Genomic DNA, 24,547 nt, shown 5'->3' with positions numbered 1-24,547 from the left:
CGCTGATCTGATCCCAGGAAAGCGCTTTCCTTCAGGATGGGAGCAGACAGTGAGATCCTTACCTCAGGCCACCGGACGAGGCTGGCGGCGCCTGCTCGCCGTCCTGACGGCGGCGTTCCTCGCCCTGGCCGGCGCCGTCATCGCTCAGCCGCCGCCCGCCGTCGCGGCGAGCGTCGACACCAGCGCCTGGTACGTGCTGGTCAACCGGCACAGCGGCAAGGCCCTCGACCTGTACGACTTCGCGACCAACGACGGCGCGCCCATCGTGCAGTGGGCCCGCAACGACGGCAACCAGCAGCAGTGGCAGTTCGTCAGCTCCGGCGACGGCTACTACCGGCTCAAGTCGCGCCACAGCGGCAAGGTGCTGGACGTCTACGAGTGGTCGACCGAGGGCGGCGCGCAGATCGTCCAGTGGGCCGACCTGAACGCCGCCAACCAGCAGTTCCGCCTGGCCGACTCCGACGGCGGCCACGTCCGGCTGATCAACCGCAACAGCGGCAAGGCGCTGGAGGTGTGGGAGTGGGGCACCGGTGACGGCGCCAGGATCTCCCAGTGGGACGACCTCGGCGGCGCCAACCAGCAGTGGCAGCTCGTCAAGATGGGCGGCGGCGGGTCCGGCGACTGCGGCAGCGGGTCGTTCGACGCCGAGGCCGTGCTCAGCAACGGCACCTGGACGGCCAGGAACGGCGGCACCACGCTCTACACCGGCGCCAGCATGATCGAGGCCATGCGCCGCGCCGTCGGCAGCCTCACCTCAGGGCGCACCTCCAAGCAGAAGGTGATCGTCCGCGGCTCCGGCTCCATGAACGCCAACCAGTCGCTCGACCTGCCCAGCTACACCGTCCTGGAGGTGTGCGGCACGATCAACGTGTCCGGCACGATCAGCGCCAACAACGCGGCCGTACGCGCCCAGAACGTCACCGACGTCGAGGTCACCCACCTCAACGTGACCGGCAACCCCTACTTCGGGGTGTTCGTCCGCAACGGCACCAACATCACGCTCGGCCGGCTCGACCTGCGGCTCGGGTCGGCCGGGCTCGGCGTCCGCATCGACAACCACGCCAACAGGAACGTCCGCACCCGCAACGTGCGCATCGACAGCGTGTACGCCTCCGGCGGCAGCAGCCACGGCGTCGAGACGTACGGCGTGGACGGCATCACCATCGGCACCGTCACGGCCAGGAACACCGGCGAGTCCGGCCTGCTGTTCAACGACACGATCAACGCCACGGTCGGCACCGTCGACGCCCAGGGCGCCGGCACCGGCACCGGATACGCGGCCTTCCGCATGGCCAACCGCAACGGCCGCATCGGCAGCGGCTACCCGACCAACGTCCGGGTCGGCACCGTCATCGCCAGGGGCGGCGGACGCGGCGTCTTCTGCGTCTCGGAGAGCGGCGGCGCCGTCATCGACCGCGTGGACATCTCCGGCACCGGCAGCAACTCGATCCTGATCGAGAACTGCTACAACGTCACCATCGCCGCCCAGAGCGGCACCGTGAACGGCTCCGACATCCGCATCGCCGCCCGCAGCGAGTTCCCCGTGACGTCGGACATCACGCTGCAGAACCTGACGCTGACCAACTCCGCCATCAACGAGAACCCGTGCGGGAACAACATCGTCATCCGCAACATCGAGCTGGTGAACTCCCGGATCAACCGCTGCTGACGCGCTCGGGCGGGGCCGCGTACGGACGCGGCCCCGCCCGAGCGCGTCACTGCCGGCGTCACTTGAGCGCCCCCGCGGTCAGGCCGGACTGGATCTGCCGCTGGAAGACCGTGTAGACGACCAGCATGGGCAGGATGGCCAGGGTGAGCGCGGCGAACAGGGCCGCCCAGTCCGCGTCGTATCCGGCGGCGGTGGAGATGTCCGCGATGCCCTGGGTGAGCACCCACTTCTCGCGGTCCTGGAGCAGGATCAGCGGGATCTGGTACTGGTTCCACTGGCCCAGGATGTTGAAGATCGTGATGCTGATGATGCCGGGTTTGGCCATCGGCAACATGATCTGGAAGAAGATCCTGGTGTGCGACGCGCCGTCCACCATCGCGGCCTCCGCGACCGCCGTCGGCAGCGTGCGGAAGAAGGCGGACAGGAAGAAGACGGTGAACGGCATGGAGTAGGCGATGTAGACCAGCACCGCGCCCGCGTACGTGTTCAGGCCGATGAACGGCCCGACCACCGGCACGTTGCCCATGTTCTGCACCACGAAGAACAGCGGGGTCAGCGCCAGGAAGAACGGGAAGGCCAGGCCCGAGACGAACAACATGTAGATCGCCCGGTTGCCGCGGAAGGGATAGCGCGCCAGCACGTACGCCGCCATCGAGCCGACCAGCATCGTGCCGAACGTGCTGAACGACACGACGACGAGGCTGTTGAGCATGTACTGGCCGATGCGCGCCTGCTCCCAGGCCCTGGCGAAGTTGTCCCACTGCAGCGTGGCCGGCAGCGACCAGGCGTCACCGAAGATCTCGTCCTCGCTCTTGACCGAGGCCAGGAAGGTCCAGATGATCGGCACCGTCACGAGGAGGGTCCAGATGCCCAGCGCCGCGTGCGTCAACACGCCCATCGGCCCGAGCCGCCGTCTCCGCTCCACGCGGAGGGCGCTCCTCGAATGCGTCCCTGTGGTCGCCGGAGTCGTCGTTGCCATCTCTCAGTACTCGATTCGTTCGCGCCGCGACAGGCGCAGTGACAGGACCGCGAAACCGACGGTGAAGAAGAACATCACCACGCCGAGGGCGGAGGCGTAGCCGAAGCGGAAGTATTCGAAGGCGTTGCGGTAGATCTCGGCCGCCATGACCGTGGTCGACCAGTCGGGCCCGCCCTGCTGGTCGGTCATCACCCAGACGATCGCGAAGACGTCCATGGCCAGGATCCCCAGATAGACCCAGGCCACCTGGACGGTGTCCCACAACAGCGGGAGCGTGACGCGGAAGAACAGGGTGATCCGGTTGGCGCCGTCGATCTGGGCGGCCTCGAACATGTCCTTGGGGATGCTCGCCAGCCCGGCAGAGAACAGCACGACGTAGAAGCCGACCGCCTGCCACACCAGGACGCCGAGCACCGACCAGAACGCGACGTCAGGGTCGGACAGGAACCCGACCGGGCCGAACTCGAACGCCGTCAGCGGCCATCTGCCGTCGGGCCCGAACACCTGCCCGAGCCCCATCAGCGGCCCGTTCAGCATGCCGCTGCCGTCGGGCCTGAACACCTGCTGGAAGAGCACCGCCACGAGGGTGACGGCCAGGACCTGCGGGAAGAAGAAGACCACCCGGTAGAAGCCCGACCCGCGAATGCCCGACACGCCCTGCTTCCCGCCCACGTTGAGCAGGAAGGCGAAGAACAGCGCGATGACGATCGTGATCACCGGCAGCAACACCAGCAGGGCGACATTGTGGGTGACCGCCTTCCAGAAGACGTTGTCACCCAGCAGCCGCTCGAAGTTGTCGAGCCCGATGAAGTTCGGCGCGGCCGTCACGCCGCGCCAGTCGGTCATCGCGATGTAGAACGCCTGGACGTAGGGCGAGATCACGTAGACCAGGTAGAGAATCACCGGGGCTGCCAGGAACGAGGTGATGAACAGCCCGCGGCGATACCTGTTGAACAGCACCATCAGCGCTTGTACTTCTTGATGGAGGAGTCGTTCTTGATCTCGTCGGCCTTCTTCTGGACGCGCTCGAGGTAGGCCTTCGGGGTCAGGCCGCCGGTCATGAGCTCGCCGGTGGCGGCCTTGGCCTCGTCGTTGAGCGGGCCGTACCACGTCGGCCAGCGGTAGTAGACGGTGTTCTCGCCCGCGTCGGCGACCGCCTTGGAGGCGCTGGTGACGCCCGGCGAGATGTCGCGGCCCTCGCTCGCGCCCTTGACCGTCGTGACCGTGGTGACCAGCTCGCTGAAGTCGCCGGCGGCCTTCTTCGACAACATGGCCCGCAGGTATTCCATGCCGGCCTGCGGGTGGGCGCTCTTGGCCGAGACGATGAAGTTCTCGCCGGGCCGGGTGTCCAGGGTGCCGTACGGCATCGCGTCGGAGCTCGTGACGTCGGGGATGGGGAACATCGCGTACGCGAAGTCCTCAGGTGTGGTGGTCTTCTGCTCGTTCTCCAGCCACGAACCGCAGGGCAGCATGGCCACCTGGTACTTGTTCTGGGCGGTCTGCGTCTGCACGTGGTCGAGGCCCGCCGTGCCCTGCATGAGGTATTTGGCACCCACCTCGGCCCACTTCTCGGCGGCGGTCACCATGGGCTCGGCGGTCCAGGCGCCGTCCTCCAGGTTGTCGATGTTGACCAGCACGTCGTTGCCGCCGATCTTCGCGGCCATGGTGAGCAGCGGCTCGTACAGGTACTGCGGGTGCTTGCCGGCGTAGGTGAAGGGCGCCATCTTGCCCGACTTCTTGATGGTCTCGCACAGATCGAGGAAGGCGTCCCAGGTCTTCGGGACCTCCCAGCCGTTGTCCTCGAAGACCTTCTGCGAATACCAGATGCCGTGGATGTAGTTGACGTAACCGAGCACGCTGAACTTGCCGTCGTAGGTGCCGATGTCGATCACCGACTGGTCCAGCAGGTCGCGCACCTTGACGTTGGGGTCGTCCCACGAGGGCGCGTCGAGCAGCGGCGTCAGGTCCTGGAGCTGGCCGTCCTGGGCCAGGGCGCCGAAGTCCATGGCGTTGGCGCCGGAGTTGTCGATCACCTCGGGAGGGTTCCCACCGGCGAAGCGCGGCTGGAGGACCTTGGTGATCTCCTTGGTGGAGTTGTGCTTGATCTCCACCTTCGCGTACTTGCTCTTGAACAGCGGCTGGTGGATGTCCGTGGCGTAGGCCTGGCCGAAGCCGCCGTCGAAGATCCACACCTCGAGGGGCTTGTCGCCCACGCCGAACGGGTTGGCCGCGCTCGTGGCGGCCGGCGCCGCCGACGAGGGCGCGGGCTGGGCCGCGGGGGTCGCGCACGCGGCGAGCGCGCCCGCCACGGGCACGAGAGCGGCACCGCGAAGAAGCTCACGCCTGGTGATATGGGGGGTGTTGGGCATGGTTACTGCTCCTGACTTGTCATGCTCCGCGCCGGATTCGCCCTGCGTAGCGGCTCTCCAGCGCCTTGTTGTGCTCGTCCCCGCCCGCCACGTTGGCCGACAGGTAGATGGGAGGCGTCTCGCCCATCGCCACGAGCTCGTCCACCGCCTCGGTGACCACCATCTGCGCGAGCAGCGCGGAGGTGATCGTGGACACCGCGCCGTAGCTGCCGCCTCCGGCCAGCTCGAGGAGGGCGTCGCCGTAGGGGGCGCCGTTGTCCAGCACGACGTCGGCCAGGTCGAGCAACTTGCTGCCCGACGGGTGGCGCGAGGTCATCTGGGTGCTGTGCTTGACCGAGGTCAACGCGATCAGGGGATGGCCCTGGTCCTTGACGATCCTCGCCAGCTCGACGACCGTGCCGTTCACGCCCGAGCTGGAGATCAGCACGAACACGTCCTGCGGCGCGACCGGCGCCAGGTCGTAGATCTGCCGCGCGACCGCCGGGTCACGCTCGAGCTCCGGGGTCAGCACGCCGGGCGGCTGCCCGCCGTACAGGACGAGGTCTCTCGGCGTGAGGCGGTTGCTCGGGACGAGACCGCCGGCCCGTCCGGCGATCTCCATGGCGATGGCCTCGGAATGCCCCGAGCCGAAGGCGTTGACCACGCCGTCCGCCCTGAGCGAGGTCACGAGCAGTTCCGCCGCCTTGCGCACCTGCTCGGTCTGGCTCTTCGCGACCTGGCGCGCCAGATCGAGGACCCTGTCTGCGTACGTCATCTAGCCTCTCTCCACCCGATGGCTCTCCACGGCGCTGATCGTTCGCTCGAACGCCTCGTTGGTCCGTTCGTACGTGCTCTGGGCGATCGCCACGTAGACGGCGTCCAGCACGAACAGCTGCGAGTGCACGGCGGCCAGCCCGCCGAGCCGGAACGTCGTCTCCCTGCTGGCGGTGGTCAGCACGAGCTCGGCCAGCTCGGCCAGCGGGGAACGGGCGAAAGAGGTGACGGCGACCGTGAGCGCGCCGTGGCTGCCGGCCTCGGCCAGCGCCTCCATGACCTCGCGGGTGCGGCCCCTGTGGCTGATGCCGACGGCCACGTCGCCGTCCTTGAGCAGCGCCGCCTCCGACAGCGCCACGTGGGCGTCTCCCGCGCTCCAGCAGGGGACGCCGATGCGGCGCAGCCGGCCTTCGAACATGGTGGCGACGTTACCGCTGGTGGAGACGCCGACCAGGAGGACGCGCGGGGCGGCCACGATGGCGGCGGCCACCTGGGCGACCACGTCGAGGTCGAGTTGGGCGGCGGTGTCCTGGATCAGCCGGACGTCGGCGGCGGCCATCACCTCGATGGCCGCGTCGAGCGGGTCGTCGGGGCCGATCTCGTGGCCGACGCCCGCTCCCCAGCCCGCCTGCGCCGCCCGCCCGGTCTCGGTGGCGAGGGCGACGCGCAGCTCGGCGTAGCCGGAGAAGCCGAACGCCCGGCAGAACCTGGTCACGGTGGCGGGCGAGCTGCCGGCGCGCTCGGCCAGCGCGATGATGGTCGAGCGCGCGGCCTCGGCCGGGTCGCCGAGAATCACCTCGCCCACCCTGCGCAGCGCCTCCGGCAAACCGGGTAGCTCTGTTTCGACGCGCCCTAGCGCTCCTGAAGTCACGAATATTCCTTCCGAATACTCGGTCTTCTGGCGAAAATTATTCTTGCTTCCTGCCCACGTCAAGCCCCAGACTCAGTCCGTGATGGAATCGCTAGTCGTCGGTGTCGATGCCGGAGCCACCTCCACGCGAGTCGCCGTTCACCGGCTCGACGGCACGCGGGTGGGCTATGCCCGGGCGGGCGCGGGCAATCCGACCGCCCACGGGCTGGCCAAGGCGGTTTCGGCGATCGAGACCGCGCTCGGGCAGGCGCTCGGGTCCCTCGACGGATCGCGGGTGGTCGCCTCGCTGGCCGGGGTCGCGGGGCACGTCGAGGAGATGGTGCCCGCCCTGGCCAAGGTGTGGGCCGGGCACGGCATCACCGCGGAGCCGCGCTACATGGGTGACGTGACGATCGCCTACGCCGCGGGGTCGCCCGAGCCGGACGGTTCGCTGCTGCTGTCGGGCACGGGCGCGGTCGCGGCCAGGATCGCCGGGTTCGAGCTCGGCGCGGTCGCCGACGGGCTGGGATGGTTGCTGGGCGACGCGGGCTCGGGCTTCTGGATCGGCCGCGAGGCCGCCAAGGCGGTGGTCGACGCCTTCGACCGCGGCCTGCCGGTCGCGGCCCTGGATCGCACGTCGCCGGTCGCGGACCGCGATCCCGCTCCCCGCTCGGGAGCTGATCGCGATTCCGCTCCTGGCACGAAGGCGGACCGCGATCCCGCTCCTGGCGCGGGCGGCGCTGCGGCCGGGAGCGGTCTGCTCGTCGCTCTCGTCGGCGAGCACTTTCTCGGCGAGGAGCGGCCCGCCGCGCCGCGCGCCGTCGCCGACCGCATCGTACGCCTGGCCCAGGCCGACCACATGCGCCTGGCGACGTTGTCGGCGCTGGTCAGCCGGGCCGCGTCGGAAGGCGACCCGCTGGCCGCCGGGATCGTGCGCGAGGCGGCCGGCCACCTGGTCGCCACGCTCAGGAGGGTGCACACGTCGGGGCCCGTGGTGCTCGCCGGCAGCGTGCTGACCAGCCCGGGGCCGGTGCGCCAGGCCGTGACGGAGTTGCTCGCGGGCGAGCAGGTCACGACGGCGGGTGACGCGGCGAGCGCGGCGGCCTGGCTGGCGGCCCGCGACTTCCTCCCGGAGCCCGACGCCAAGGCCCTGCATCCCACCTTCACCACCGTCTGACAGGCCACCCAAGCGTGCCGCATTGGCCTATGTTGCCTACGTGGTGCACTACGAAGGGGACACCCACGTCCACGTCCAGATCGCCGACATCCTCCGCCGTCGGGTCTCGAAGCTCGACTCCGGACACCCGGTGCCGAGCGAGGCCGACATTCAGTACGAGTTCGGGGTCGCCAGAACCACGGCCAGGCGGGCGGTCCACGTACTGCGCGAGGAAGGGCTCATCTACACCGTGCAAGGCGAGGGCACCTTCGTCGGGCCTGCCGGCGTGCCTCGTGCGAAGCCGACGAGGGCCAAGTATGCGATCATCGCCGATGACCTGGCTGCCCGCATCAGACGCGGCGAACTCCGCCCCAACAGGGCGGATCCCCAGCGAGCAGGTGCTGATGCGTCAGTACGGCGTCGCCAAGGTCACGGCGCGGCTGGCCGTCTCACGGCTGCGGGAACAGCGGTGGGTCGTCACGGTGCCGCACCGGGGCACCTACGTGTGCGATCCGACGCGATGGCCCGTCAGCCCTTGACCGCGCCCGCCGTCATGCCGGTGCCGACGCGGCGCTGCAGGAAGAGGAAGAGCAGCAGCGCGGGCAGCGCGAACAGGCTGGCGGCGGCCATGGTAGCGCCCCAGTCGGTGCCGAACACGTCGCGGAACGACGACAACCACACCGGCAGCGTGCGCTTGTCCTGGTCCTTGATGATCAGCACGTTCACGAACGCGAACTCGTTCCAGGCCGTGATGAACCCGAACAGCGAGGTCGCCATCAGCCCCGGCGCCAGCAGCGGGAAGACCACCCGCCGGAAGGCCACCAGCCGGCCGCAGCCGTCCACCTGCGCGGCCTCCTCCAGCTCCGGCGGGATGGCGGCGAGAAACCCGCGCAGCGTCACGATCGTGAACGGCAGCGTGATCATGAAGTAGACGCCGGTCAGCATGGCCAGCGAGTCGAGCAGTTCGGTGTCCCTGGCGATGATGAAGACCGGCACCAGCAGCGCCTCCCACGGCGCCATCTGCGCCGCGAACACCGCCACCACGAACGCGCCCCGCCCCCGCCAGCGCATCCTCGTCATCGCGAACGCCGCCAGCAGCGCCACCACCAGCGCGATCAGCACCGCCGCGACCGTCACCAGCAGGCTGTTGCGCCAGTAGGTCCAGAACCCCGGCGCGCTGACGGCGGTGACGAAGTGGTCGAGCGTCGGATCGACGGGCCAGAACGTCGGCGTGGCCGCCTGGATGTCCCGCGTCGGCTTGAACGCGGTCAGGAACATCCAGTAGACCGGGAAGACCGTCGTCACGAGCACGGCGACCGCCGTCGCGTTGAGCGCGAGCCGTTTCACGAGCGCACCATCCTTCGCAGGTTGCTGACCAGGGCGACGGCGAGGATCACGACCGTGAGCATGGCGACCGCCGAGCCCAGGTCGTAACGGTGCAGCACGCGGGCGATCTTGAACGCGTAGACCGGCAGGGTGGTGGTGGCGCCGTCGGGGCCGCCCTGGCTGAGCACCCAGATCTGCGGGAAACACTTGGCCACCCAGATCACCTCGAGCGAGGTGATCAGGGCGAACAGCTGCCTGAGCATCGGCACGGTGATCTTCCAGAACACCTGCCGGCCGTTGCCGCCGTCGATGCGCGCCGACTCGTACAGCTCGGCGGGGATCGTGGTGAGGCCCGCGTAGAGGGTGAGCGCGGCGAACGGGACCGACTGCCACACGACCAGGAGCACGAGCACGGCGAACGTGGCCGTGCCGTCGGCGAACCAGGTGTAGCCCTGGAAGGAGTCGAGGCCGAGGGTGACCAGCAGCCAGTTGACCACGCCCAGCTCCGACTGGAACAACCACTGGAAGATCGTGGTCGCCGCGATGATCGGGGTGGCCCAGGCCAGGGCGAGGGCGCTCATCAGGGCCAGGCGCAGGCCGCGGCGCAGGCGTACGAGCATGAGGGCGACGCCGGTGGACAGGACCACGATGAGCACCACGTTGATCGCGGTCCACGCGACGGTGCGCCACACCACCTGCCAGAACTCCTCGCCGCCCAGCAGTTCGGCGTAGTTCTCCAGGCCGGCGAGGGTGGCGCCGCCCCTGATCAGTTCGCCCATGCGGAAGTGCTGGAACGAGATCACCGCCGCCTTGAGCATGGGATAGAGCAGGAGGAAGGCCCCGCCTGCCACCGTGGGGGCGATGAGCAGGAAGGGCCAGAACGAGCGGTGTCCAGCCCGCATCAGGATCCGCTGTTCAGCGTCGTGGTGATCGACTCGGAGACCTTCTTCGCCTCCGCCGCCGGGTCGGCGCCGGTGAGCACGGCGGTCATGTACTGCTTGATCACCGAGGTGGCCTCGACGGCGGCCCAGTTGGGGGTGTTCGGGGTGGCCCGCCCGTTGGCCGCGCCGACCGCCATCGCGGCGGTGCCCTCGTCGCCCGACAGCACGCCGGCCAGCGAGGTGCGGTTGGGGACGAAGCTCATCGTCGTGGCCAGCTCTTTCTGGAACTTCTCCCCGGCCAGGGCCTTGACCAGCTCGTACGCCTCGTCCTGGTGTTGCGAGGCCACCGGGATGATCAGGTCGGAGCCGCCCGTGAAGACCGTGCCGGGTTTGTCGGCGGTCTTGCCCGGGATGGGGAAGAAGCCCATCTTGTCCTTCAGCGTGCCGTCCACCTCCAGCACGCGGGCGGCGACGCCGGGGACGGCGATGATCTGCGCGGCCTTGCCCTGCGCGAACACCTCGTGCTGCGGCGGGTTGGCCTCGTCGGCGTCCTTGGGTCCCTTGCCGAGGGCCTGGAGCCGCTGGTAGAAGTCCATGCCGGCCCGGGCCTGCGGGGTGTCGAGGGCGCCCTTCCACCGGCCGCCCTCCTGGACGGCCAGGTCGCCGCCCTCGTCCCAGATGAATCCGGCAAGCGCGTACCAGGTCTGGCCGGTCAGATAGATGCCCTGGTTGCCGCCTTTATTAAGCTTTGTCGTGATATCCAGCCACTCGTCGCGGGTTTTCGGGGGCTCCTTGATGCCAGCCTCGGCGAACAGGTCCTTGTTGTAGACGACCACGCGGTTGGCGGCGTACCAGGGGATCCCGTACTGCTTGCCGTCGATGTTGCCCGGCTGGGCCAGCCCCGGCAGCCAGTCCTCGCCCTTGAGGTCGGCGATCTTCGCGGTGAGGTCCGTGACGCCGCCGCTGGCCGAGTACTGAGCGACCTGGGTGTTGCCCACCTCGATCACGTCGGGCGCGTCGGTGCTGGCCAGGGCCGCGGTGACGCGCTCGCCGATGCCGTCCCAGGCCTGGATCTGGATGTCGAGGTCGACACCCTTGTGCGCGGCCTCGTGCTCGGTCTCGAACTTCTTCAACAGCTCCTGCGTGACGCTGCCGTCCATGATCCAGACGGTCAGCTTGGCGGGGGCGCCGCTCGCCGCCGCCCCGGTCTCCGGCTCCGCGCCGGTGCCGCACGCGCCGAGCGCGAGCACGGCCGCCAGGGCAAGGATGCGGTACTTCATAGTGATCCTTCTGATGCTGGGGGGTGGGCCCGCGCCCGCCCGGGCGGGCGCGGGGCACGATCACACGTTGGGGACGGTGTCCTTGAACGCGGTGCCGGACGAGCGCAGCGAGCCGACCCGGCTCTGCACCTCGGCGGGCGAGAGAACCTCGTTCTTGCTGTGGAAGACGTAGTCGACCTGCTGACGGTACGTACGCGTGCCCGTCGCTCCCTGGAGGTCGATGAACCACTGGTTGAACATGATCCACATCGGGGTCTCGGGGTAGTAGATGTCACCGTGGTCGGCGAAGAGGCGGCCGTCCACGTAATACTTCATCCGGCCGCCGGAGACCTGGATGACGAGGTCGTGCCAGCCGGCGAAGCTCGCGCGCTCCTCCGTGTGGGTGTTCACCGCCTGCCACGGCTCGCCCTGGTAGGTCTCCCAGCTCGTGGCGTAGAGGATGTTGGCCGGCTCGCCCCAGCCGCCGTTCGGCAGGTACTCGAAGTCGAGCTCGCCGTAGTCGGGGTCGAGGTTGAAGCGCAGCGGGGTGATGGTGAAGAACGTCTGCACCACGTGCTCGCCGTCGGGGCCGCTGGTCGGCGCGTCGCTGAAGCGCACGCGGGCGGCGTACGTGCCCTCGTGGAACTTGCGGTTGGCGGTGGACAGCTCGGTCTGCACGGTGCCCGAGGGGGTGCCGTTCGTCGAGGAGTCGAGCGTCAGCAGGCCGCCGGGGAACGAGACCGCGCCGGGCGACCAGGTGGCGCCGGGCACGCCGGGGCCTCCCGAGCTGCCACGGACCGTCCAGCCGCGCTGGGCGAGCCGGGGGTCGTTCGAGCCCGTGTAGGTGAAGTCGTCGAACAGCTCGCCGCCCGGCCCCGGGGACACGGTGGGCGTGACGGTGGGGTCGGGGTCGCTGCCGTTGGGCTTGCCCCAAGAGAGCGTGCCGTTGACGTAGACGGTGACCTTGTCCCAGTTCGAGTAGGCGGTCTGGGGGCCGTAGGAGTAGTCGTCGCTCTGCGTGAACGTCTGCCAGTCGGAGCGGTAGAAGCGCAGCTGCATGTCGCCGGTGGTCCGGCCTGGAGCCAGGCTGCCCGAGGTGAAGCCCACTTCCAGGTACTGGTCGCCGCCCGCCTGGCGGACGAACTGGCCGGTCACCGTCGAACATCCCACGACCGCCCACGAGCAGGCGAAGCGGTAGGTCTCGCCGCCGGTGAGGTAGTAGCGGATCTTGACCTGGTTGAGCGGGATGGTGGTGGTGCCGTCGTTGAAGAGCTGGAGCCAGGGCTCGGCCTGGGCCGTGGTGGCGCCGGGCGCGCTGGTCCGGTATTGGAGGCGGACGGCCTGGTCGGCGTTGGCGGGCGCGACCAGGGAGACGGCGACGAGGAGAGCGGGGATGGCTAAGGAGAGCAGGACTTTACCGAAATTTCGGGACATGACTGGGGTTCTCCTTGAGTGGGCGGTCCCCCGACTGTCGTGCGGTACCGAAGAACAGCGGTGCTGCGGCGCGGTCAGGCGCCGGTACGAGGGCGGCGCCGGTCGGGCGCCGCCGTGGGTGCGGCCGGGTCAGGCGGTACGGCGGATGCGGCCCGCGTACAGCGCCTCCAGGCGGAGGTTGTGCGCGTCGCCCTCGGGGACGTTGGCCGAGAGGTAGACCGGTGGCACTTCACCGGCTTCGAGCAGGTTGCTGACGGTCTGGGCCACGACGAGCTGGGCCAGCAGTGCCGAGGTGATCGTGGAGACCGCGCCGATGGATGCGGGCGCTGTGGAGCCTCCGCCGGACGGGGGCAGGGGAAGGACCGCGTCGCCGTACGGGGCGTGGTTGTCGAGGACGACGTCGGCCAGGTCGGCGAGCCGGCGGCCCGAGGGATGGCGGGACGCGACGGCTTCGCTGTGGGCGCGCGAGGTGATCGCGATCAGGTCGTGACCGCGCTCCTTGACGAGCGTGGCCAGCTCGACGACCACGCCGTTGACGCCCGAGTTGGAGATGATGACGAACAGGTCGTGCTCCTGGACGGGAGCCAGGTCGAGGATGGTGCGGGCGATGGCGGGGTCGCGTTCGAGGTCGTAGCGGTCGAGATCGGCTCTGGGGGCGTCGCCGTACAGGACGATGTCACGCAGCGCGAGCCGGTTGGTGGGCACGAGGCCGCCCGCGCGGCCGGCGATCTCCATGGCGACCGCCTCCGAGTGACCCGACCCGAACGCCTGGATCACGCCTCCCGCGGTCAGCGCCTTGGTGAAGAGGCCGGCCGCCCGCGAGATCTCCGGATCCTTCGGGACCACCTGGACGAGATGCGCGATGTGCTCGGCGAAAGCCTGGGGGGCGACTCGCTGGTTGACCGTCATATGTCCCCTTCTGGTGAGCCTGGTCCTGTCAGGCCCTGTTCTGGTAGTCGGTGTCCGGCCACGGCCCGCACGGTGACGTCGAACGCCTGCTTCGTACGTTCGTACGTGCGCTGGGCGACCGACACGTAGACGACATCAAGGACGAGCAGCTGCGAGTGGATCGCGGCGAACCCCTCGGACCTGTAGCTCGTCGCGCGGCTCGCCGTCGTCAGCACCAGCTCGGCCACCTCGGCCAGCGGCGACCTCGGCTGCGAGGTGACGGCCACCGTGATCGCGCCATGGCTGCCCGACTCCGCGAGCACCTCGATGACCTCGCGCGTCCGGCCGCTGTGGGAGATGCCGATCGCCACGTCGCCCTGGCCGAGCAGCGCCGCGTCCGTCAGCGCGGTGTGGGCGTCGGACCTGCTCCAGGTCGGCACCCGCATGCGCTGCAGCCGGTATTCCATCTCGCTGGCGACGGCCGCGCTGCTCGACACCCCGAACAGCAGCACCCGCCCGGCCCTGGCCACGGCCTGCGCGACCTTCTCCACCACGGCCAGGTCGAGCTGGTCGCCGGTCTCCTGGATCAGGCGGATGTCGTTGCCCGACACGACGCTCAGCACACGGTCGAGACTGTCGTCGGGCAGGATCTCGCGGCCGATGTCGGTCTGCCACGTCTGCTGCGCCACCCGGCCGGTCTCGGTGGCGACGGCCACCCGCAGCTCGGCGTAGCCGGTGAAGCCGAGGGCACGGCAGAATCGGGTGATCGTGGCCGTGGACGTGGCGCTCCGCTCGGCCAGGTCGACGATGGTCAGCCGGGCCGCCTCCGCCGGGGCGGCGAGAATCGCATCGGCCACCTTGCGCAGCGCCTCGGGCATGTCGTGCTGCTCGGCCCTGATGCGGCTCAGTAGTTCCACGCGGTGATAATTATGCTCAGCATCTGGTGCCGTCAAGGTGTTTCGGCAATAATTTTTGACATGCACCTGGTTCTGGGCGTCGACGCCGGCGGCACCTCGTCACGGGCCGCGCTGTTCACGCTGGACGGCACGCTGGTGCGGCGCGGGCAGGCGGGCGGCGCCAATCCGGGGGCGCGCGGCATGGGCACCGCCGCCGCCAACCTGACCGCCGCCGTGCGCGCAACCCTGGCGGACCCCGGACCGGCCCACCGCACGTGCCCGCTCACGGGCGCGGGCACGGGCGAGGGCACGGTCGTGGGCGTGGTCGTGGGCTTGGCCGGCAACCCCGCGCTGTGCGCGACGCTGACCGAGCGCGTCCTCGGCGCCCTTCTGCCCGGGGCGGACTTCACCGGCGACCGGGGCGTACCCGGAGCCACGCCGGTACGCGTGACGGGAGACATCGTGACCGCCTTCGCCGCCGGCACCCCCTCACCGTCGGGCACCGTGCTCATCTCGGGCACGGGGGCGATCGCGGCCAGGATCACCGACCACGCCCCCGCCGGCACCGCCGACGGGTACGGCTGGCTGCTCGGGGACGAGGGCTCGGCCTTCTGGATCGGCCTCGCCGCCGCCCGCGCCACCATCCGCGCCCTCACCGTCCCACGCCCCTCGCCCACGAGGGGTCGGGCCGGGCAGGGGTTGCTGGCGGACCTGGTTCTGGGGCGGCTGCTGCCCGACGGCCCAGGTGGCGATCCGGGGGCGCGGCTGGCGGCGGCGGTCCATGCTCGGCCGCCCCTCGCGCTGGCCGAGTTGGCGCCGCTGGTGAGCGAGGCGGCCATGGGCGGTGATCCGGTGGCGGTGTCCATCGTGGCCGAGGCCGCGTCCAGGCTGGCGAGCACCGCCTCCGGGGTGCACGAACCCGGTCTGCCCCTCGTGCTGGCCGGTGGCGTGCTCACGGCGGAAGGCCCCGTACGCGACGCCGTACGAGGCCTTCTGGAGGGTGCGGTCACGGCGGGAGATCCGGCGGGGGCGGCGGCCTGGCTGGCCGCGCGGCCCCTGCTGGGACCGCAGGAGGCCGAGGCGCGCCATTCCCGTTTCACGCGTCCCGCTTAGGCGCGCCCTGTTTCACGACCCGGTCAGGCGGCGCGGCACCCGGTTCGCGGGTCGGGTCAGGCGGGCTCGGCGGGGTTGCGAGGCAGGCGTTCCCGGGTGACGAGCAGGCGCAGCACGCCGGCCCGCTCCGACTCCGCCTTCCAGACGATCCAGCCGTCGCCGACCTCGGCCTGCCGGCTTACGGGGTCGATCCGGTAACCGACGTTGCCGGGGCCAGGGGTGATGACCTGGAAGACCGTCTTCAGGCCGCGGTCGCGGGCTTCGGCGCGCACCTCCCCGACGGTCTTCTCCGCGGGGTCGTAGCCTTCGAGCATCTCGCCCGCGGCCGTGGCCGGTCCCCAGTTCTGGTACTTGTCCCCCGGCTGCGCCGGCCGGCCGAGCTTGACGACGGCGTCACCGGTGAAGTCGCTCCCCACGGTGACGGTCATCGAGCAGCCGTCCCGGCCGAGCGTGCAGCCCGCGGGCGCGCTGCCAGAACCGATGGGGAACCGGTCGGGGTGGCCGACGGCGGGGCTGCCGTCGCTGCGCACGCCGGTGACCTTGCCCACCTGGGACGGCGACGAGGGCACGAGCTGCAGCCGCACGTTCAGGCCCACCGCCGCGAACCCCTTGGTGTACTCAGCGTACTCGGCGAGCGGGTCCTTGATGGTGGCGACGTACTGCTCGCCGCGCAGCGGCCTGGCGGCGGGTACGGGTTCGGAACAGGCCCCTGGTGGCGTGAGCGTCCGCCGCGTCGCTCGCGACGGTGGAGAGAGCTTCGCCGGTGATCGAGGCGAGGAGCGCCCGGGCCCGCGCGCCGGATGACTGTCCTGCCAGGTCCTCGTCGCTGACCCTGGCGAGCTGCTGCAGATCGTTCATCGAGGTTTCCTTTCGCTGAAGTCCGTACGGGCGGAAGTCACAACGACTCCATGACGACGCGCCCCACGGAGACGCCGGCACCTGCCAGCGCCTTGGACAGGCGCCTGCGCGCCCGGTAGAGCCGGATGCGCGCGGCGTTGCGCGAGCAGCCGAATACCTTGGCGATCTCCCCGTGGTCCAGGCCCTCCCAGGCGACGAGCGAGATCAGCTCGCGGTCGTCGTCGGGCAGTTCGCGCAAGGCCCGCGCGATCGTGCCGAGCTCGACGCCGCTCTCGGGCGAGTGGCCGTAGAGGTCGGCGATCTCGGTGTCGAGCTCCGCGTTCCTGTGCCGGTGCCTGGTCTGGCCGCGGCGGTGGTCGGCCAGCACGTTCCTGGCCACTCCGTACAGCCAGAGCGGGGCCTGCCCGCCGGGCGGCAGGGCGTCGATCCGGCGCCATGCGATGGCGAAGGTCTCGGCGACCACGTCCGCCGCGATTTCAGCTGATTTTTCACCTCACGAGCAGAGCGGCGCTCCCGTAGCTCCCGCCGAACCCCGTCACGAGCGCCACGGATCGTCCGGCCCGCAATTCCCTGACGGCCTGGGCGGCGTTGTTCAGCCCGTGCACGTATCCCTCGGAGAGCAGGCCGCCGTGCGGGTTGACCCAGGCGTGCCGCCGCTCCATCAGGTACGTCCCGAGTTCCTCGCGCGCGGCGAAGCCGAAGTCCTCCAGCTGCCTGGGCACGAGCCACGAGTAGGCGTCGTACAGCAGCGCCACGTCCACGTCCGCGGGCCGCATCCCGGAGGCGTCCCACACCATCGGGGCCACGTACGCGGAGAAGATCGTGCCGGCGTCGGGCGCGCGGTCCATCGACGAGCAGCCCGGCCCTCCCCCTCGCACCGCGGCGTGCACGCGCGGCCCGTCGAGCACGGCGCTTACCAGCAGCGCGCACGCCCCGTCGGTCTCCTGGCAGCAGTCGACCGTGCGCAGCGGGGTGCAGACGTACGGTCTGGCCAGGTAGGCGTCGAGGGTGAGCGGGTCGCGGCGCAGGGCGCGGGGGTTGGCCGCGGCGTTCTGCCTGGACTGGGCGACGACGGCGTGCAGGTGCTCGGCGGCGAGGCCGGTGTCGTGCAGGTAGCGGGTGGCGGCCATGGCGAACAGCGGGATCGGGCCCGCCAGGCCGTACGTGGAGATGCCAGTGGAGATGCCGGTGGGGGCGGTGTTCATGCGCGTGCCGGAACGCCCGTTGAGCGCCCGGTAGATCAGGATGTTGCGGGCGAGGCGGGCCTGGATCAGCATCGCCGCGTCACCCAGGATGGACGCCGCCTGCGTGCCCCCGCCGGCGATGTCGTTGTGCCAGCCGAGCCGCTCGATCCCGAGCGCCCTGGCCACCCGCACGGCCGGCGCCGAGTCGTTCATGTGGTAGCTGAGCACCGCGTCCACCTCGCGCGACGCGATCCCCGCGTCCGCGCAGGCCGCCCGGCACGCCTCGGCCGCGAGATCCTCCTCGGTGCGCCCGGACTCCCTGGTCAGGGCCGTCATGCCGATCCCGGCCACGGCCGCCCGCCCCGCGAACGGCTGCATGTTCCCTCCTCCGGCGTCTCCGGTAGGGCCCGCCATCCGCTCCGGCGAGGCCGGCGGAGCCATACCGTCAGCGCCTCGCCGATCACGCTAACCGGCCGCACCCGCTGAGACAAGCGCTTGCTCAACAGGCCGCATCCCGGGTTTACGGACACCCGTAACGACCGCCTCCTCCGTCCGAAGCCCGTGCCCCCGGACCGGTACGAACCCTGGGATCAGCCGCCTGAGCAGCGGATCACCGCGCATCACCGGAAGATCGGCGGCGGCGGATAACTGTGTATCTTCACGGAAGCTATCGCCGCTTGTAATACCGAGGTTCGATCAACCGATAGCCCATCATCATCACGCCCGAGGTGAGCGATGGATCTACGCTACGTCCGCTACGCCCTGGCGATCGCGCGCGCGGGCTCCCTGCGCCGGGCCGCCACCGCACTGCACATCTCCCAGCCCACGCTGTCCGAGCAGCTCAGGGCGCTGGAGAAGGAGATCGGCGTCGAGCTGTTCAGCCGCTCGCCGAGCGGGGTGCGGCTCACCGAGGCGGGCGAGGCGTTCCTGGCCCAGGCCACCGTCGCGGTCGACGCCTTCGAGCGGGCCGTGACCGCCGCCAGGAGCGAGGGCCACGTCGCGCGCCTGGGCGTGGCCGACGGGCTGACCGACGTGGTGGCCCGCCTGCTGTCCCAGCTGCAGAACGGCAACCTGCGCGTCGCCCCCATGGGGACGGCCGAGCAGATCGTCTCCATCGCCGACGGCGCGCTGCAGGCGGGGCTCGGCTACGCGCCCGGCTCCATGCCGAGAGGCGTGGCCCGGATGCTCGTCCACCGTTTCCCGGTGCGCGCGCTGCTGCCGCGCGCCCATCCCCTGGCCACCGCCGGGGCGCTGTCGCTGGCGGACCTGGCGTCGGAGCCCCTGCTCATGCCGGAGTCCGACGCGGTGGCGGGCGCCCGCCGTTTCCTCGAAGGGTTCGTACGCCACCGCCTGCACCCCCGCCTCGGCCCGTCGGCGGCCACGCACGACCTGGTCATCGACATGGTGGAGTCGGGCGCGGGCTACGCCCTCTGCGTCCACGAAGGCACGAAAATCCCTGACACGCTGGCATTCATCCCTATCAAGGAGGACGTCCCACCCCTGGAAGTCGTCTTCCTCTGGAACCGGCAGGCCGACGTGCAGGAACTGGTCAGCGCGGCCCGCCATCTGGCCCGATCTGGATAGCGGTATTATCTACCGATGCGCATCTCCGAACTGAGCGCCAGTTCCGGCGTGGCCATCCCCACGATCAAGTACTACCTGCGTGAGGGCATGCTCCACCAGGGCCTGCAGACAGCCGCGACGCGGGCCGAATATGACGAGTCGCACCTGCGCCGGCTCCGCCTGATCCGCGCCCTGCTCGACGTGGGCAGGCTCTCCGTGTCCTCCATCAAGAAGGTCGTCGCCGCCGTCGACGACGCGTCGCTGCCCTTTCACGAGATGCTGGGCACCGCCCACTACGCCCTGAGCCCCGGCGCCCAGCCGGAGCCCGGGGAGGACTGGCAGCAGGCCCGCGACGAGGTCGACCACCTCGTCGAGGAGCTCGGCTGGGACGTCACGTCCCACGCCCCCGCCCGCGACGAGCTGGCCCAGACCCTGGTCAGGATGCGCCAGCTCGGCGTGGCCGTGGACCTGGCGCCCTACGTCGAGGCCGCCAGGAAGCTCGTGTCGGAGGTGGAGATGGACAAGATCCCGTTCGACGGCCCGCGCGACGCCGCCGTGGAGGCCCTGGTGCTCGGCACGGTCCTCTACGGCCGGGCGTTCGACGCCCTGCGCAGGATGGCTCAGGAGTCGGAGTCGGCCGCCCGCCTCGGCTCGTAGGCCCGCGCCGGCGACGCGACGGTCCTGAGCGCCGCGAGATACGCGGCGATCGCCGGCCGGGCCTCCGCCCCCCGCCGGACCGCCGCGTAGATGTGCCGCCGGATGTCGTGCCCGGTCGGGGCCACGGTGACGACCCCCGCGGGGATGGGCAGCCGTGCGGCGCGGGGGATGAAGGCGACGCCCATCCCCGCTTCGACCAGGGCCAGGATCGCCGTCCAGTCGCCGGCGCGATGCCGCACCCGCGGGCGGAAGCCGGCGGAGGCGCAGGCGAGGTGCAGCAGGCGGTCGCAGGCGTCGCCTTCGAGGGTGCTGACCCACTCCTCACCTTGGAGCAGCGACAGGGCGGTGGCCGGCGCGCGCGCCGACGGGTGCGCGATCGGCAGGGCGAGGTCGAAGTCGTCGGTGCCCAGCTCGACCCTGGTGTATCTCGCGTCGTCGCCGGAGGGCGCCCCCTCGGCCTCCACCGCGACGACCACGTCGAGATCTCCGCCGGCGAGCTGGTCGAGGCAGCCGGGCACCGCGACCTCGCGGATGTCGACCCGCAGCCGGGGACGGCTGTCGCGGATCAGGAGCGCCGCCGGAATGAGCAGGGACGAGATCGTCGAGGGGAAGGAGCCCACCGTGATCCGCCCCAGCTCGCCGTCCACGGTGGACTGGATCTCTCCCATCGCCCGCTCGAGAAGCGCGAGCATGGCATAGGCGTGGTCGACGAGCACGCGGCCGGCGTCGGTGAGGCGCAGCTTGCGGCCGTCGGCCTCGGCGAGCGGCACCCCCGCCTCGCGGGTCAGCGTCGCCAGTTGTTGCGAGGCGGCCGACGGAGAGATGTGCAGCGTGGCGGCCGCGGCGTGGAGCGTGCCCTGCTCGTGCAGCGCCACGAGCACCTTCAGGCGAGCCGGATCAACCATGCACATCAACTTACCATTACCGGCCGTAATCATTTGATTGTCTTCACGGTTCGCGGACGGCACGATGGGATCCGGGCACAGACACCGAGAAGAGGAAGAGGTGCACGGCTCATGAAGGCCCTCGCCCTGAGCGCGAGCCCCCGCAAGGACGGCAACTCCCGCCTGCTGGCGGAGACCGTTCTCGAGGGTGCGGCGAGCCGCGGGCACGAGGTCGAGCTCGCCGACCTGACCGACGCGGTCGCGGCGCCGCTGCGCGACTGCCGCACGTGCCGGCAGGCTGACGGAGCATGCTCGATCGGGGACGGCTACGAAACACTGCTGCGGCGGCAGGTCCTTCCGGCCGACGCGCTCGTCCTCGCCACCCCGCTCTACTGGTACGGCGTCGCGGGACAGTTGAAGATCTTCATCGATCGCCTCTTCTGCTACATCAAGGCCGGCTACCCCGACAGCGCTGAAGTCACGCGGCGCCTGGTCGGCAAGCGGATGGCCGTCGTGGTGAGCTCCGAGGAGACCTACCCGGGCTCGATGGTCGGCGTCACCGCGCAGATGCAGGAGCTCGCCCGCTATCTCCACCACGACCTGGTCGGCGTCGTGCGCGGCGTCGCCAACTCGCGCGGGGAGGTGGCGCGCGACCCTGCCGATCCGCTGGCCCAGGCGTACGGTCTCGGGACGCGCCTGTTCGAAGGACACGTGAGCGACCACCGCATCGACACCGTGCGCAACGGTGTGGTGTGGCCCTGACCGCACGGGAGTCACGATGCTCATCCGGACGCTCGACGACGTGCTGGGAACCGCGCGGGACGTCGACTGGACCAACGGCACGAGCCGCCGCCTCCTCGTCGCGGCCGACGGACGCGGCTACACGCTCACCGACACCCGCGTGCGTCCGGGCACGACCACCCTCCTCCGCTACGACCGGCATCTCGAAGCCTGCTACTGCGTCGAGGGCGAGGGCCGGGTCGAGACGGCCGGCGGGCTGTTCACCATCGCCCCGGGCACGCTCTACGCACCGGACCCTGGCGAGGAACACCGCCTGACCTCGGCCGGCGGGATGCGGCTCATCTGCGTGTTCACCCCTCCGCTCGAGGGGGACGAGAACCACGATCTCGCGCCGGGACGCCCATCCGGATTCTGACGAACCCCATGCCGGCTAGACCATGCCGTTGGCCCGCAGTGTGCGCACGGCGCCGACCGTGACGTCCCCGCGCCAGTCGAGCGCCCCGGCGGGCGAGATGCGGGCGAAGTCGACGACCCACCCGCCGTCGTCCTGCTGCTCCCCCGCCAGCCGCACGAGATCGGCGGCGATCACCTCGGGCTCGAACAGACCGCGGGCCGGCCTCCCTGGGAGGGGCGCGAAGTCGAGCGGCCGCAGCGCCTCGTCCTCGGTGCCGCCCTCGACCGGCACCCGCCCGTCCGCGGGGATGTGGCCGCCCAGCCGCTTGAGCAGCCCGGCCGCCTCCGGCCGGCTGTCGTGGACGGCGTCGAGGAAGCGCACGGAGAACAGCAGCACGTACGCGTGCGGCATGCCCTCCAGCCGCTGGATCGCGTCGAGGCAGTAGCGGGTGGCCCGCTCCAGCCACGGATGCGCGGCGACGGCCGGGTCGTACGCGGCGACCTGGTGAGCCGCGGCCGCGGTCACGGAGGTGATCTGCAGGGACGAGACGGCCGGGTCGCCGCTCAGCCACCAGGGCGCGCTGGCCTCGGAGACCGTGAGCGGCAACGAGAACGGCAGCCCGCCGTCGGGCAGCGTCACCGAGTCCAGCCAGTCGCACAACGCCGCGGCGTGCGGCGAGGTGCGGGGCGTGACGTGCGGGGCGACGTCCCCGAACACCGCGAAGGCGTGCAGCGCCGCTCCCGGCTGGCTCTCGGGGGTGCGCAGGTCGGGCTCCAGGCCCCAGCCGTAGCCGCCGTCGGGATTGCGGTAGGCGTCGAGGGCGGCCAGCACGGAGGCGGCGTCGCCCTCGCCCGTCAGCAGGTCGTAGCGGCGGCGGTCAAGGACACGCGCGTGCCCGGCCAGGAAGCCGGGGATCGCGGAGAGATTCACGTTCATACGGTCATCGTGCCCGGATCGCCGCCCCTGGTCTTGTAGCTTCCGGACATGTCACTCGCGGATCGTGACGGGCCGTTTGAGCAGCCACAACGCCGCCCGCTGGAGCAGCGTGCGGTGGATCTCGTTGTCGTAGGACCTGGTGTCGTGACCCAGCGCGTCGTAGAGCACCCGGCCACGCCGGACCGGCCGCGCCCAGACGAGCGGCTGGCCGTTCGACGAGGCCAGCGGCCTGACGTCGGGCAGCACGTCGAGGTCGCTGTAGACCTCGTCGACCACGTCGAAGTCGCGCAGGCCCTCGACCACGGGATGCCCGCCGTGCACCCGCACCCCCGTCCACCCCAGCGGCGGATGGTGGGACTTGGGCCAGCTCCAGCAGCCGCCCAGGACCCGCGGCCAGCCCTGCCAGTCGTCGAAGCAGATCGACGCGGTGTGCATGCACAGCAGCCCGCCGCCCCGGTCGAGGTGGTCGAGCAGGGTGGTGCGGGCCTCGGCCGGTAAGGAGAAGGCCCGGGCGGCCCGCTGGCCGGCGAAACGGTCGTGACCCATCTGCCAGCGCAGCGCGTTGACGGTGATGAGCTGGACCTCCGACGGCTCGCTCAGCGCTCCCGCGATGTCCTCGGTGATCTCCGACTCGACCCCGACCTCGGAGAGCACTCCGGCGAGTGCCTCCGACGTGGCGGCGAAGTCGTGGAACAGGCCCCCTGAGAGGATCAGATTTCTCGCCACCCGTCCAGCCCATCATGCTTGCCGCGGCATTACCACCCGTGAACCGTCACGTCCCCGCACCGGCCACCCCCCGGCGCACCTCCCGCCGGGGTGACGGGGCATGATGCCAGCGTGGACTTCGAGGAGCACCGGCCCATGCTGCTCGGGCTGGCCTACCGCCTGCTCGGCAGCATGTGGGACGCCGAGGACGTCGTGCAGGAGGCGTGGCTGCGCTGGCAGGGCACCGGCCACGACGCGATCAGGGAGCCGCGGGCGTTCCTGGTGACCGTGGTCTCGCGGCTGGCCCTCGACCAGCTCCGCTCCGCGCGGGTCAAGCGGGAGGCCTACACCGGGCCGTGGCTGCCCGAGCCGGTGCTGACGTCGGAGGCCGGCCCGCTGGACACCGCCGAGCTGCGCGACACCGTCTCTTTCGCCACCCTGCACATGATGGAGCGGCTCTCGCCGCCGGAGCGGGCGGTGTTCGTGTTGCGGGAGGCGTTCGAGCTGCCGTACGCCGAGATCGCCGAGATCGTCGAATCCTCCGTGGCCAACGCCAGGCAGCTGCACCACCGGGCGTCCACGCGGCTCGCCGAGGGGCGTGACAGGTTCCAGCCGTCGACGGCGGACCACACCGAGTTGCTGGTGAAGTTCATGGAGGCGGCGAAGGGCGGCGACATGGACGCGCTCACCGAGCTGTTGCACGAGGACGTGGTCTCGTGGAACGACGGCGGCGGCAAGGTCAAGGCGGCGCTGCGGCCGGTCGCCGGCCGGCGCAAGGTGCTGGCCTTCCTGTCCGCGCTGGTGCACCGCTACGCGTTCACGGACGTGCGGCTGCTGGACGTCAACGGCAGCCCGGCGTTCTGGACGCGCTCGGAGGAAGGCGACCAGATCGTGCTGGTGAACGTCCACGACGGCCGCATCACGGACATCTACGCCATCCTCAACCCGGACAAGCTTGTACGCGTGCACAAGATGTGACGCCCGGCCTTGCCGGTCCGGGCGCTCCCACGACCTATAGTCACGCCTGTGACTCCTCCGCTTCCTGAAGGGAG

27 protein-coding genes and 1 pseudogene are annotated in these 24,547 nt (G+C 70.6%); 10 read left to right on the top strand and 18 right to left on the bottom strand.

All coding sequences use genetic code 11. The features are described 5' to 3' along the window. Window positions 1–103 precede the first annotated feature (103 nt). Entirely contained in the window at window positions 104–1,669 is a 1,566-nt protein-coding gene (locus ABGB14_RS00515) for an RICIN domain-containing protein (protein ID WP_347643100.1), read from the top strand. Window positions 1,670–1,727: 58 nt separating this feature from the next. Here the strand turns inward: ABGB14_RS00515 and ABGB14_RS00510 are convergent, their stop codons facing one another. From ABGB14_RS00510 to ABGB14_RS00490, 5 genes are read right to left on the bottom strand one after another with little or no spacing between them, the layout of a single operon-like run. Next, window positions 1,728–2,594, bottom strand: a complete 867-nt coding sequence (locus ABGB14_RS00510; protein WP_347641494.1) for a carbohydrate ABC transporter permease — start codon at window positions 2,592–2,594, stop codon at window positions 1,728–1,730. 57 nt (window positions 2,595–2,651) lie between these two features. Next, entirely contained in the window at window positions 2,652–3,611 is a 960-nt protein-coding gene (locus ABGB14_RS00505) for a sugar ABC transporter permease (protein ID WP_347641493.1), read from the bottom strand. After that, a complete protein-coding gene (gene ngcE, locus ABGB14_RS00500) occupies window positions 3,611–5,017 on the bottom strand; it encodes an N-acetylglucosamine/diacetylchitobiose ABC transporter substrate-binding protein (protein ID WP_347641492.1) in 1,407 nt (468 codons plus the stop codon). The genes ABGB14_RS00505 and ngcE overlap by 1 nt, the downstream gene beginning before the upstream one ends. A gap of 19 nt (window positions 5,018–5,036) precedes the next feature. After that, on the bottom strand, window positions 5,037–5,771 hold the full coding sequence (locus tag ABGB14_RS00495) for an SIS domain-containing protein (RefSeq protein ID WP_347641491.1): 735 nt from the start codon (window positions 5,769–5,771) through the stop codon (window positions 5,037–5,039). Continuing rightward, window positions 5,772–6,641, bottom strand: a complete 870-nt coding sequence (locus tag ABGB14_RS00490) for a MurR/RpiR family transcriptional regulator (protein WP_347641490.1) — start codon at window positions 6,639–6,641, stop codon at window positions 5,772–5,774. An 82-nt stretch (window positions 6,642–6,723) separates the two neighbouring features. On the opposite strand from ABGB14_RS00490, the gene ABGB14_RS00485 reads away from it, so the two are divergent. The 3 genes and pseudogenes from ABGB14_RS00485 to ABGB14_RS00475 all read left to right on the top strand — a co-directional run bounded on the left by ABGB14_RS00485 (window position 6,724) and on the right by ABGB14_RS00475 (window position 8,315). Then, complete coding sequence (locus ABGB14_RS00485) at window positions 6,724–7,797, top strand: BadF/BadG/BcrA/BcrD ATPase family protein (protein ID WP_347643099.1); 1,074 nt, start codon at window positions 6,724–6,726, stop codon at window positions 7,795–7,797. Continuing rightward, window positions 7,703–7,990: pseudogene (locus tag ABGB14_RS00480) on the top strand (hypothetical protein); the annotation flags it as partial. The gene ABGB14_RS00485 and the pseudogene ABGB14_RS00480, both read left to right, overlap by 95 nt. A gap of 118 nt (window positions 7,991–8,108) precedes the next feature. Further along, entirely contained in the window at window positions 8,109–8,315 is a 207-nt protein-coding gene (locus ABGB14_RS00475) for a GntR family transcriptional regulator (protein WP_347641489.1), read from the top strand. Here ABGB14_RS00475 and ABGB14_RS00470 read toward each other — a convergent pair. From ABGB14_RS00470 to ABGB14_RS00445, 6 genes are all read right to left on the bottom strand, one after another. Next, complete coding sequence (locus ABGB14_RS00470; protein ID WP_347641488.1) at window positions 8,305–9,123, bottom strand: carbohydrate ABC transporter permease; 819 nt, start codon at window positions 9,121–9,123, stop codon at window positions 8,305–8,307. The two genes, ABGB14_RS00475 and ABGB14_RS00470, sit on opposite strands and share 11 nt — an antisense overlap. Next, entirely contained in the window at window positions 9,120–10,004 is an 885-nt protein-coding gene (locus ABGB14_RS00465) for a sugar ABC transporter permease (protein ID WP_347641487.1), read from the bottom strand. The genes ABGB14_RS00470 and ABGB14_RS00465 overlap by 4 nt, the downstream gene beginning before the upstream one ends. Next, window positions 10,004–11,263: an extracellular solute-binding protein gene (locus ABGB14_RS00460; RefSeq protein WP_347641486.1), complete on the bottom strand. Its 1,260-nt coding sequence runs from the start codon at window positions 11,261–11,263 to the stop codon at window positions 10,004–10,006. The genes ABGB14_RS00465 and ABGB14_RS00460 overlap by 1 nt, the downstream gene beginning before the upstream one ends. A 60-nt stretch (window positions 11,264–11,323) precedes the next feature. Continuing rightward, window positions 11,324–12,676, bottom strand: coding sequence for a cellulose binding domain-containing protein (locus ABGB14_RS00455; RefSeq protein WP_347641485.1), 1,353 nt, complete (start codon window positions 12,674–12,676; stop codon window positions 11,324–11,326). A gap of 129 nt (window positions 12,677–12,805) precedes the next feature. Next, window positions 12,806–13,585 (bottom strand): SIS domain-containing protein, encoded by a 780-nt coding sequence (locus tag ABGB14_RS00450; RefSeq protein ID WP_347641484.1) that lies wholly within the window; start codon window positions 13,583–13,585, stop codon window positions 12,806–12,808. Then, complete coding sequence (locus ABGB14_RS00445) at window positions 13,582–14,481, bottom strand: MurR/RpiR family transcriptional regulator (RefSeq protein ID WP_347641483.1); 900 nt, start codon at window positions 14,479–14,481, stop codon at window positions 13,582–13,584. Before ABGB14_RS00445 ends, ABGB14_RS00450 begins: the two co-directional genes overlap by 4 nt. A 60-nt stretch (window positions 14,482–14,541) precedes the next feature. Here ABGB14_RS00445 and ABGB14_RS00440 point away from each other — a divergent pair, with 60 nt between their 5' ends. After that, the gene (locus ABGB14_RS00440; RefSeq protein WP_347641482.1) at window positions 14,542–15,573 is read left to right on the top strand and encodes a BadF/BadG/BcrA/BcrD ATPase family protein; all 1,032 of its coding nucleotides are present in this window, start codon (window positions 14,542–14,544) and stop codon (window positions 15,571–15,573) included. 56 nt (window positions 15,574–15,629) lie between these two features. Here ABGB14_RS00440 and ABGB14_RS00435 read toward each other — a convergent pair whose 3' ends face one another. Genes ABGB14_RS00435 through ABGB14_RS00420 form a run of 4 tightly spaced genes read right to left on the bottom strand, consistent with a single transcriptional unit; the run spans window position 15,630 to window position 17,993 of the window. Next, window positions 15,630–16,169, bottom strand: a complete 540-nt coding sequence (locus tag ABGB14_RS00435; protein ID WP_347641481.1) for a hypothetical protein — start codon at window positions 16,167–16,169, stop codon at window positions 15,630–15,632. Between the two features lie 22 nt (window positions 16,170–16,191). After that, window positions 16,192–16,431: a hypothetical protein gene (locus tag ABGB14_RS00430; RefSeq protein ID WP_347641480.1), complete on the bottom strand. Its 240-nt coding sequence runs from the start codon at window positions 16,429–16,431 to the stop codon at window positions 16,192–16,194. A 37-nt stretch (window positions 16,432–16,468) separates the two neighbouring features. Next, complete coding sequence (locus ABGB14_RS00425; protein ID WP_347643098.1) at window positions 16,469–16,906, bottom strand: sigma-70 family RNA polymerase sigma factor; 438 nt, start codon at window positions 16,904–16,906, stop codon at window positions 16,469–16,471. Window positions 16,907–16,919: 13 nt separating this feature from the next. Then, a complete protein-coding gene (locus ABGB14_RS00420; protein ID WP_347641479.1) occupies window positions 16,920–17,993 on the bottom strand; it encodes an acetyl-CoA acetyltransferase in 1,074 nt (357 codons plus the stop codon). Window positions 17,994–18,350: 357 nt separating this feature from the next. On the opposite strand from ABGB14_RS00420, the gene ABGB14_RS00415 reads away from it, so the two are divergent. Continuing rightward, window positions 18,351–19,199, top strand: a complete 849-nt coding sequence (locus tag ABGB14_RS00415) for a LysR family transcriptional regulator (RefSeq protein ID WP_347641478.1) — start codon at window positions 18,351–18,353, stop codon at window positions 19,197–19,199. Between the two features lie 15 nt (window positions 19,200–19,214). Next, window positions 19,215–19,835, top strand: a complete 621-nt coding sequence (locus tag ABGB14_RS00410) for a MerR family transcriptional regulator (RefSeq protein ID WP_347641477.1) — start codon at window positions 19,215–19,217, stop codon at window positions 19,833–19,835. On the opposite strand, the gene ABGB14_RS00405 is transcribed toward ABGB14_RS00410, so the two are convergent. After that, a complete protein-coding gene (locus tag ABGB14_RS00405; protein WP_347641476.1) occupies window positions 19,799–20,740 on the bottom strand; it encodes a LysR family transcriptional regulator in 942 nt (313 codons plus the stop codon). The genes ABGB14_RS00410 and ABGB14_RS00405 overlap by 37 nt on opposite strands. A gap of 111 nt (window positions 20,741–20,851) precedes the next feature. On the opposite strand from ABGB14_RS00405, the gene ABGB14_RS00400 reads away from it, so the two are divergent. Together ABGB14_RS00400 and ABGB14_RS00395 are read left to right on the top strand one after the other, a co-directional pair. Then, window positions 20,852–21,481, top strand: a complete 630-nt coding sequence (locus ABGB14_RS00400) for a flavodoxin family protein (RefSeq protein ID WP_347641475.1) — start codon at window positions 20,852–20,854, stop codon at window positions 21,479–21,481. Between the two features lie 16 nt (window positions 21,482–21,497). Further along, window positions 21,498–21,875, top strand: coding sequence for an ectoine synthase (locus ABGB14_RS00395; RefSeq protein WP_347641474.1), 378 nt, complete (start codon window positions 21,498–21,500; stop codon window positions 21,873–21,875). Window positions 21,876–21,890: 15 nt separating this feature from the next. On the opposite strand, the gene ABGB14_RS00390 is transcribed toward ABGB14_RS00395, so the two are convergent. Beyond that, entirely contained in the window at window positions 21,891–22,790 is a 900-nt protein-coding gene (locus ABGB14_RS00390; protein ID WP_347641473.1) for a hypothetical protein, read from the bottom strand. 51 nt (window positions 22,791–22,841) lie between these two features. After that, window positions 22,842–23,516, bottom strand: a complete 675-nt coding sequence (locus tag ABGB14_RS00385) for a ThuA domain-containing protein (RefSeq protein WP_347641472.1) — start codon at window positions 23,514–23,516, stop codon at window positions 22,842–22,844. Between the two features lie 111 nt (window positions 23,517–23,627). Between ABGB14_RS00385 and ABGB14_RS00380 the strand changes: the two genes are divergently transcribed. Further along, window positions 23,628–24,473: an RNA polymerase sigma-70 factor gene (locus tag ABGB14_RS00380; protein ID WP_347641471.1), complete on the top strand. Its 846-nt coding sequence runs from the start codon at window positions 23,628–23,630 to the stop codon at window positions 24,471–24,473. Window positions 24,474–24,547 lie beyond the last annotated feature (74 nt).

It is taken from the genome of Nonomuraea sp. B10E15 (assembly GCF_039871615.1).
Classification (GTDB): Bacteria; Actinomycetota; Actinomycetes; order Streptosporangiales; family Streptosporangiaceae; genus Nonomuraea.
Note: the sequence above shows the minus strand (reverse complement) of the source record. Positions and strands in the feature narration are given on the sequence as shown.

Coding starts and splice junctions, on each gene's coding strand:
- ngcE (WP_347641492.1), bottom strand. CDS start 5,017: ATGCCCAACACCCCCCATATCACCAGGCGTGAGCTTCTTCGCGGTGCC.
- ABGB14_RS00430 (WP_347641480.1), bottom strand. CDS start 16,431: ATGAACGATCTGCAGCAGCTCGCCAGGGTCAGCGACGAGGACCTGGCA.
- ABGB14_RS00440 (WP_347641482.1), top strand. CDS start 14,542: ATGCACCTGGTTCTGGGCGTCGACGCCGGCGGCACCTCGTCACGGGCC.
- ABGB14_RS00405 (WP_347641476.1), bottom strand. CDS start 20,740: ATGGTTGATCCGGCTCGCCTGAAGGTGCTCGTGGCGCTGCACGAGCAG.
- ABGB14_RS00465 (WP_347641487.1), bottom strand. CDS start 10,004: ATGCGGGCTGGACACCGCTCGTTCTGGCCCTTCCTGCTCATCGCCCCC.
- ABGB14_RS00395 (WP_347641474.1), top strand. CDS start 21,498: ATGCTCATCCGGACGCTCGACGACGTGCTGGGAACCGCGCGGGACGTC.
- ABGB14_RS00450 (WP_347641484.1), bottom strand. CDS start 13,585: ATGACGGTCAACCAGCGAGTCGCCCCCCAGGCTTTCGCCGAGCACATC.
- ABGB14_RS00475 (WP_347641489.1), top strand. CDS start 8,109: ATGACCTGGCTGCCCGCATCAGACGCGGCGAACTCCGCCCCAACAGGG.
- ABGB14_RS00410 (WP_347641477.1), top strand. CDS start 19,215: ATGCGCATCTCCGAACTGAGCGCCAGTTCCGGCGTGGCCATCCCCACG.
- ABGB14_RS00495 (WP_347641491.1), bottom strand. CDS start 5,771: ATGACGTACGCAGACAGGGTCCTCGATCTGGCGCGCCAGGTCGCGAAG.
- ABGB14_RS00485 (WP_347643099.1), top strand. CDS start 6,724: ATGGAATCGCTAGTCGTCGGTGTCGATGCCGGAGCCACCTCCACGCGA.
- ABGB14_RS00390 (WP_347641473.1), bottom strand. CDS start 22,790: ATGAACGTGAATCTCTCCGCGATCCCCGGCTTCCTGGCCGGGCACGCG.
- ABGB14_RS00400 (WP_347641475.1), top strand. CDS start 20,852: ATGAAGGCCCTCGCCCTGAGCGCGAGCCCCCGCAAGGACGGCAACTCC.
- ABGB14_RS00420 (WP_347641479.1), bottom strand. CDS start 17,993: ATGCAGCCGTTCGCGGGGCGGGCGGCCGTGGCCGGGATCGGCATGACG.
- ABGB14_RS00460 (WP_347641486.1), bottom strand. CDS start 11,263: ATGAAGTACCGCATCCTTGCCCTGGCGGCCGTGCTCGCGCTCGGCGCG.
- ABGB14_RS00455 (WP_347641485.1), bottom strand. CDS start 12,676: ATGTCCCGAAATTTCGGTAAAGTCCTGCTCTCCTTAGCCATCCCCGCT.
- ABGB14_RS00415 (WP_347641478.1), top strand. CDS start 18,351: ATGGATCTACGCTACGTCCGCTACGCCCTGGCGATCGCGCGCGCGGGC.
- ABGB14_RS00505 (WP_347641493.1), bottom strand. CDS start 3,611: ATGGTGCTGTTCAACAGGTATCGCCGCGGGCTGTTCATCACCTCGTTC.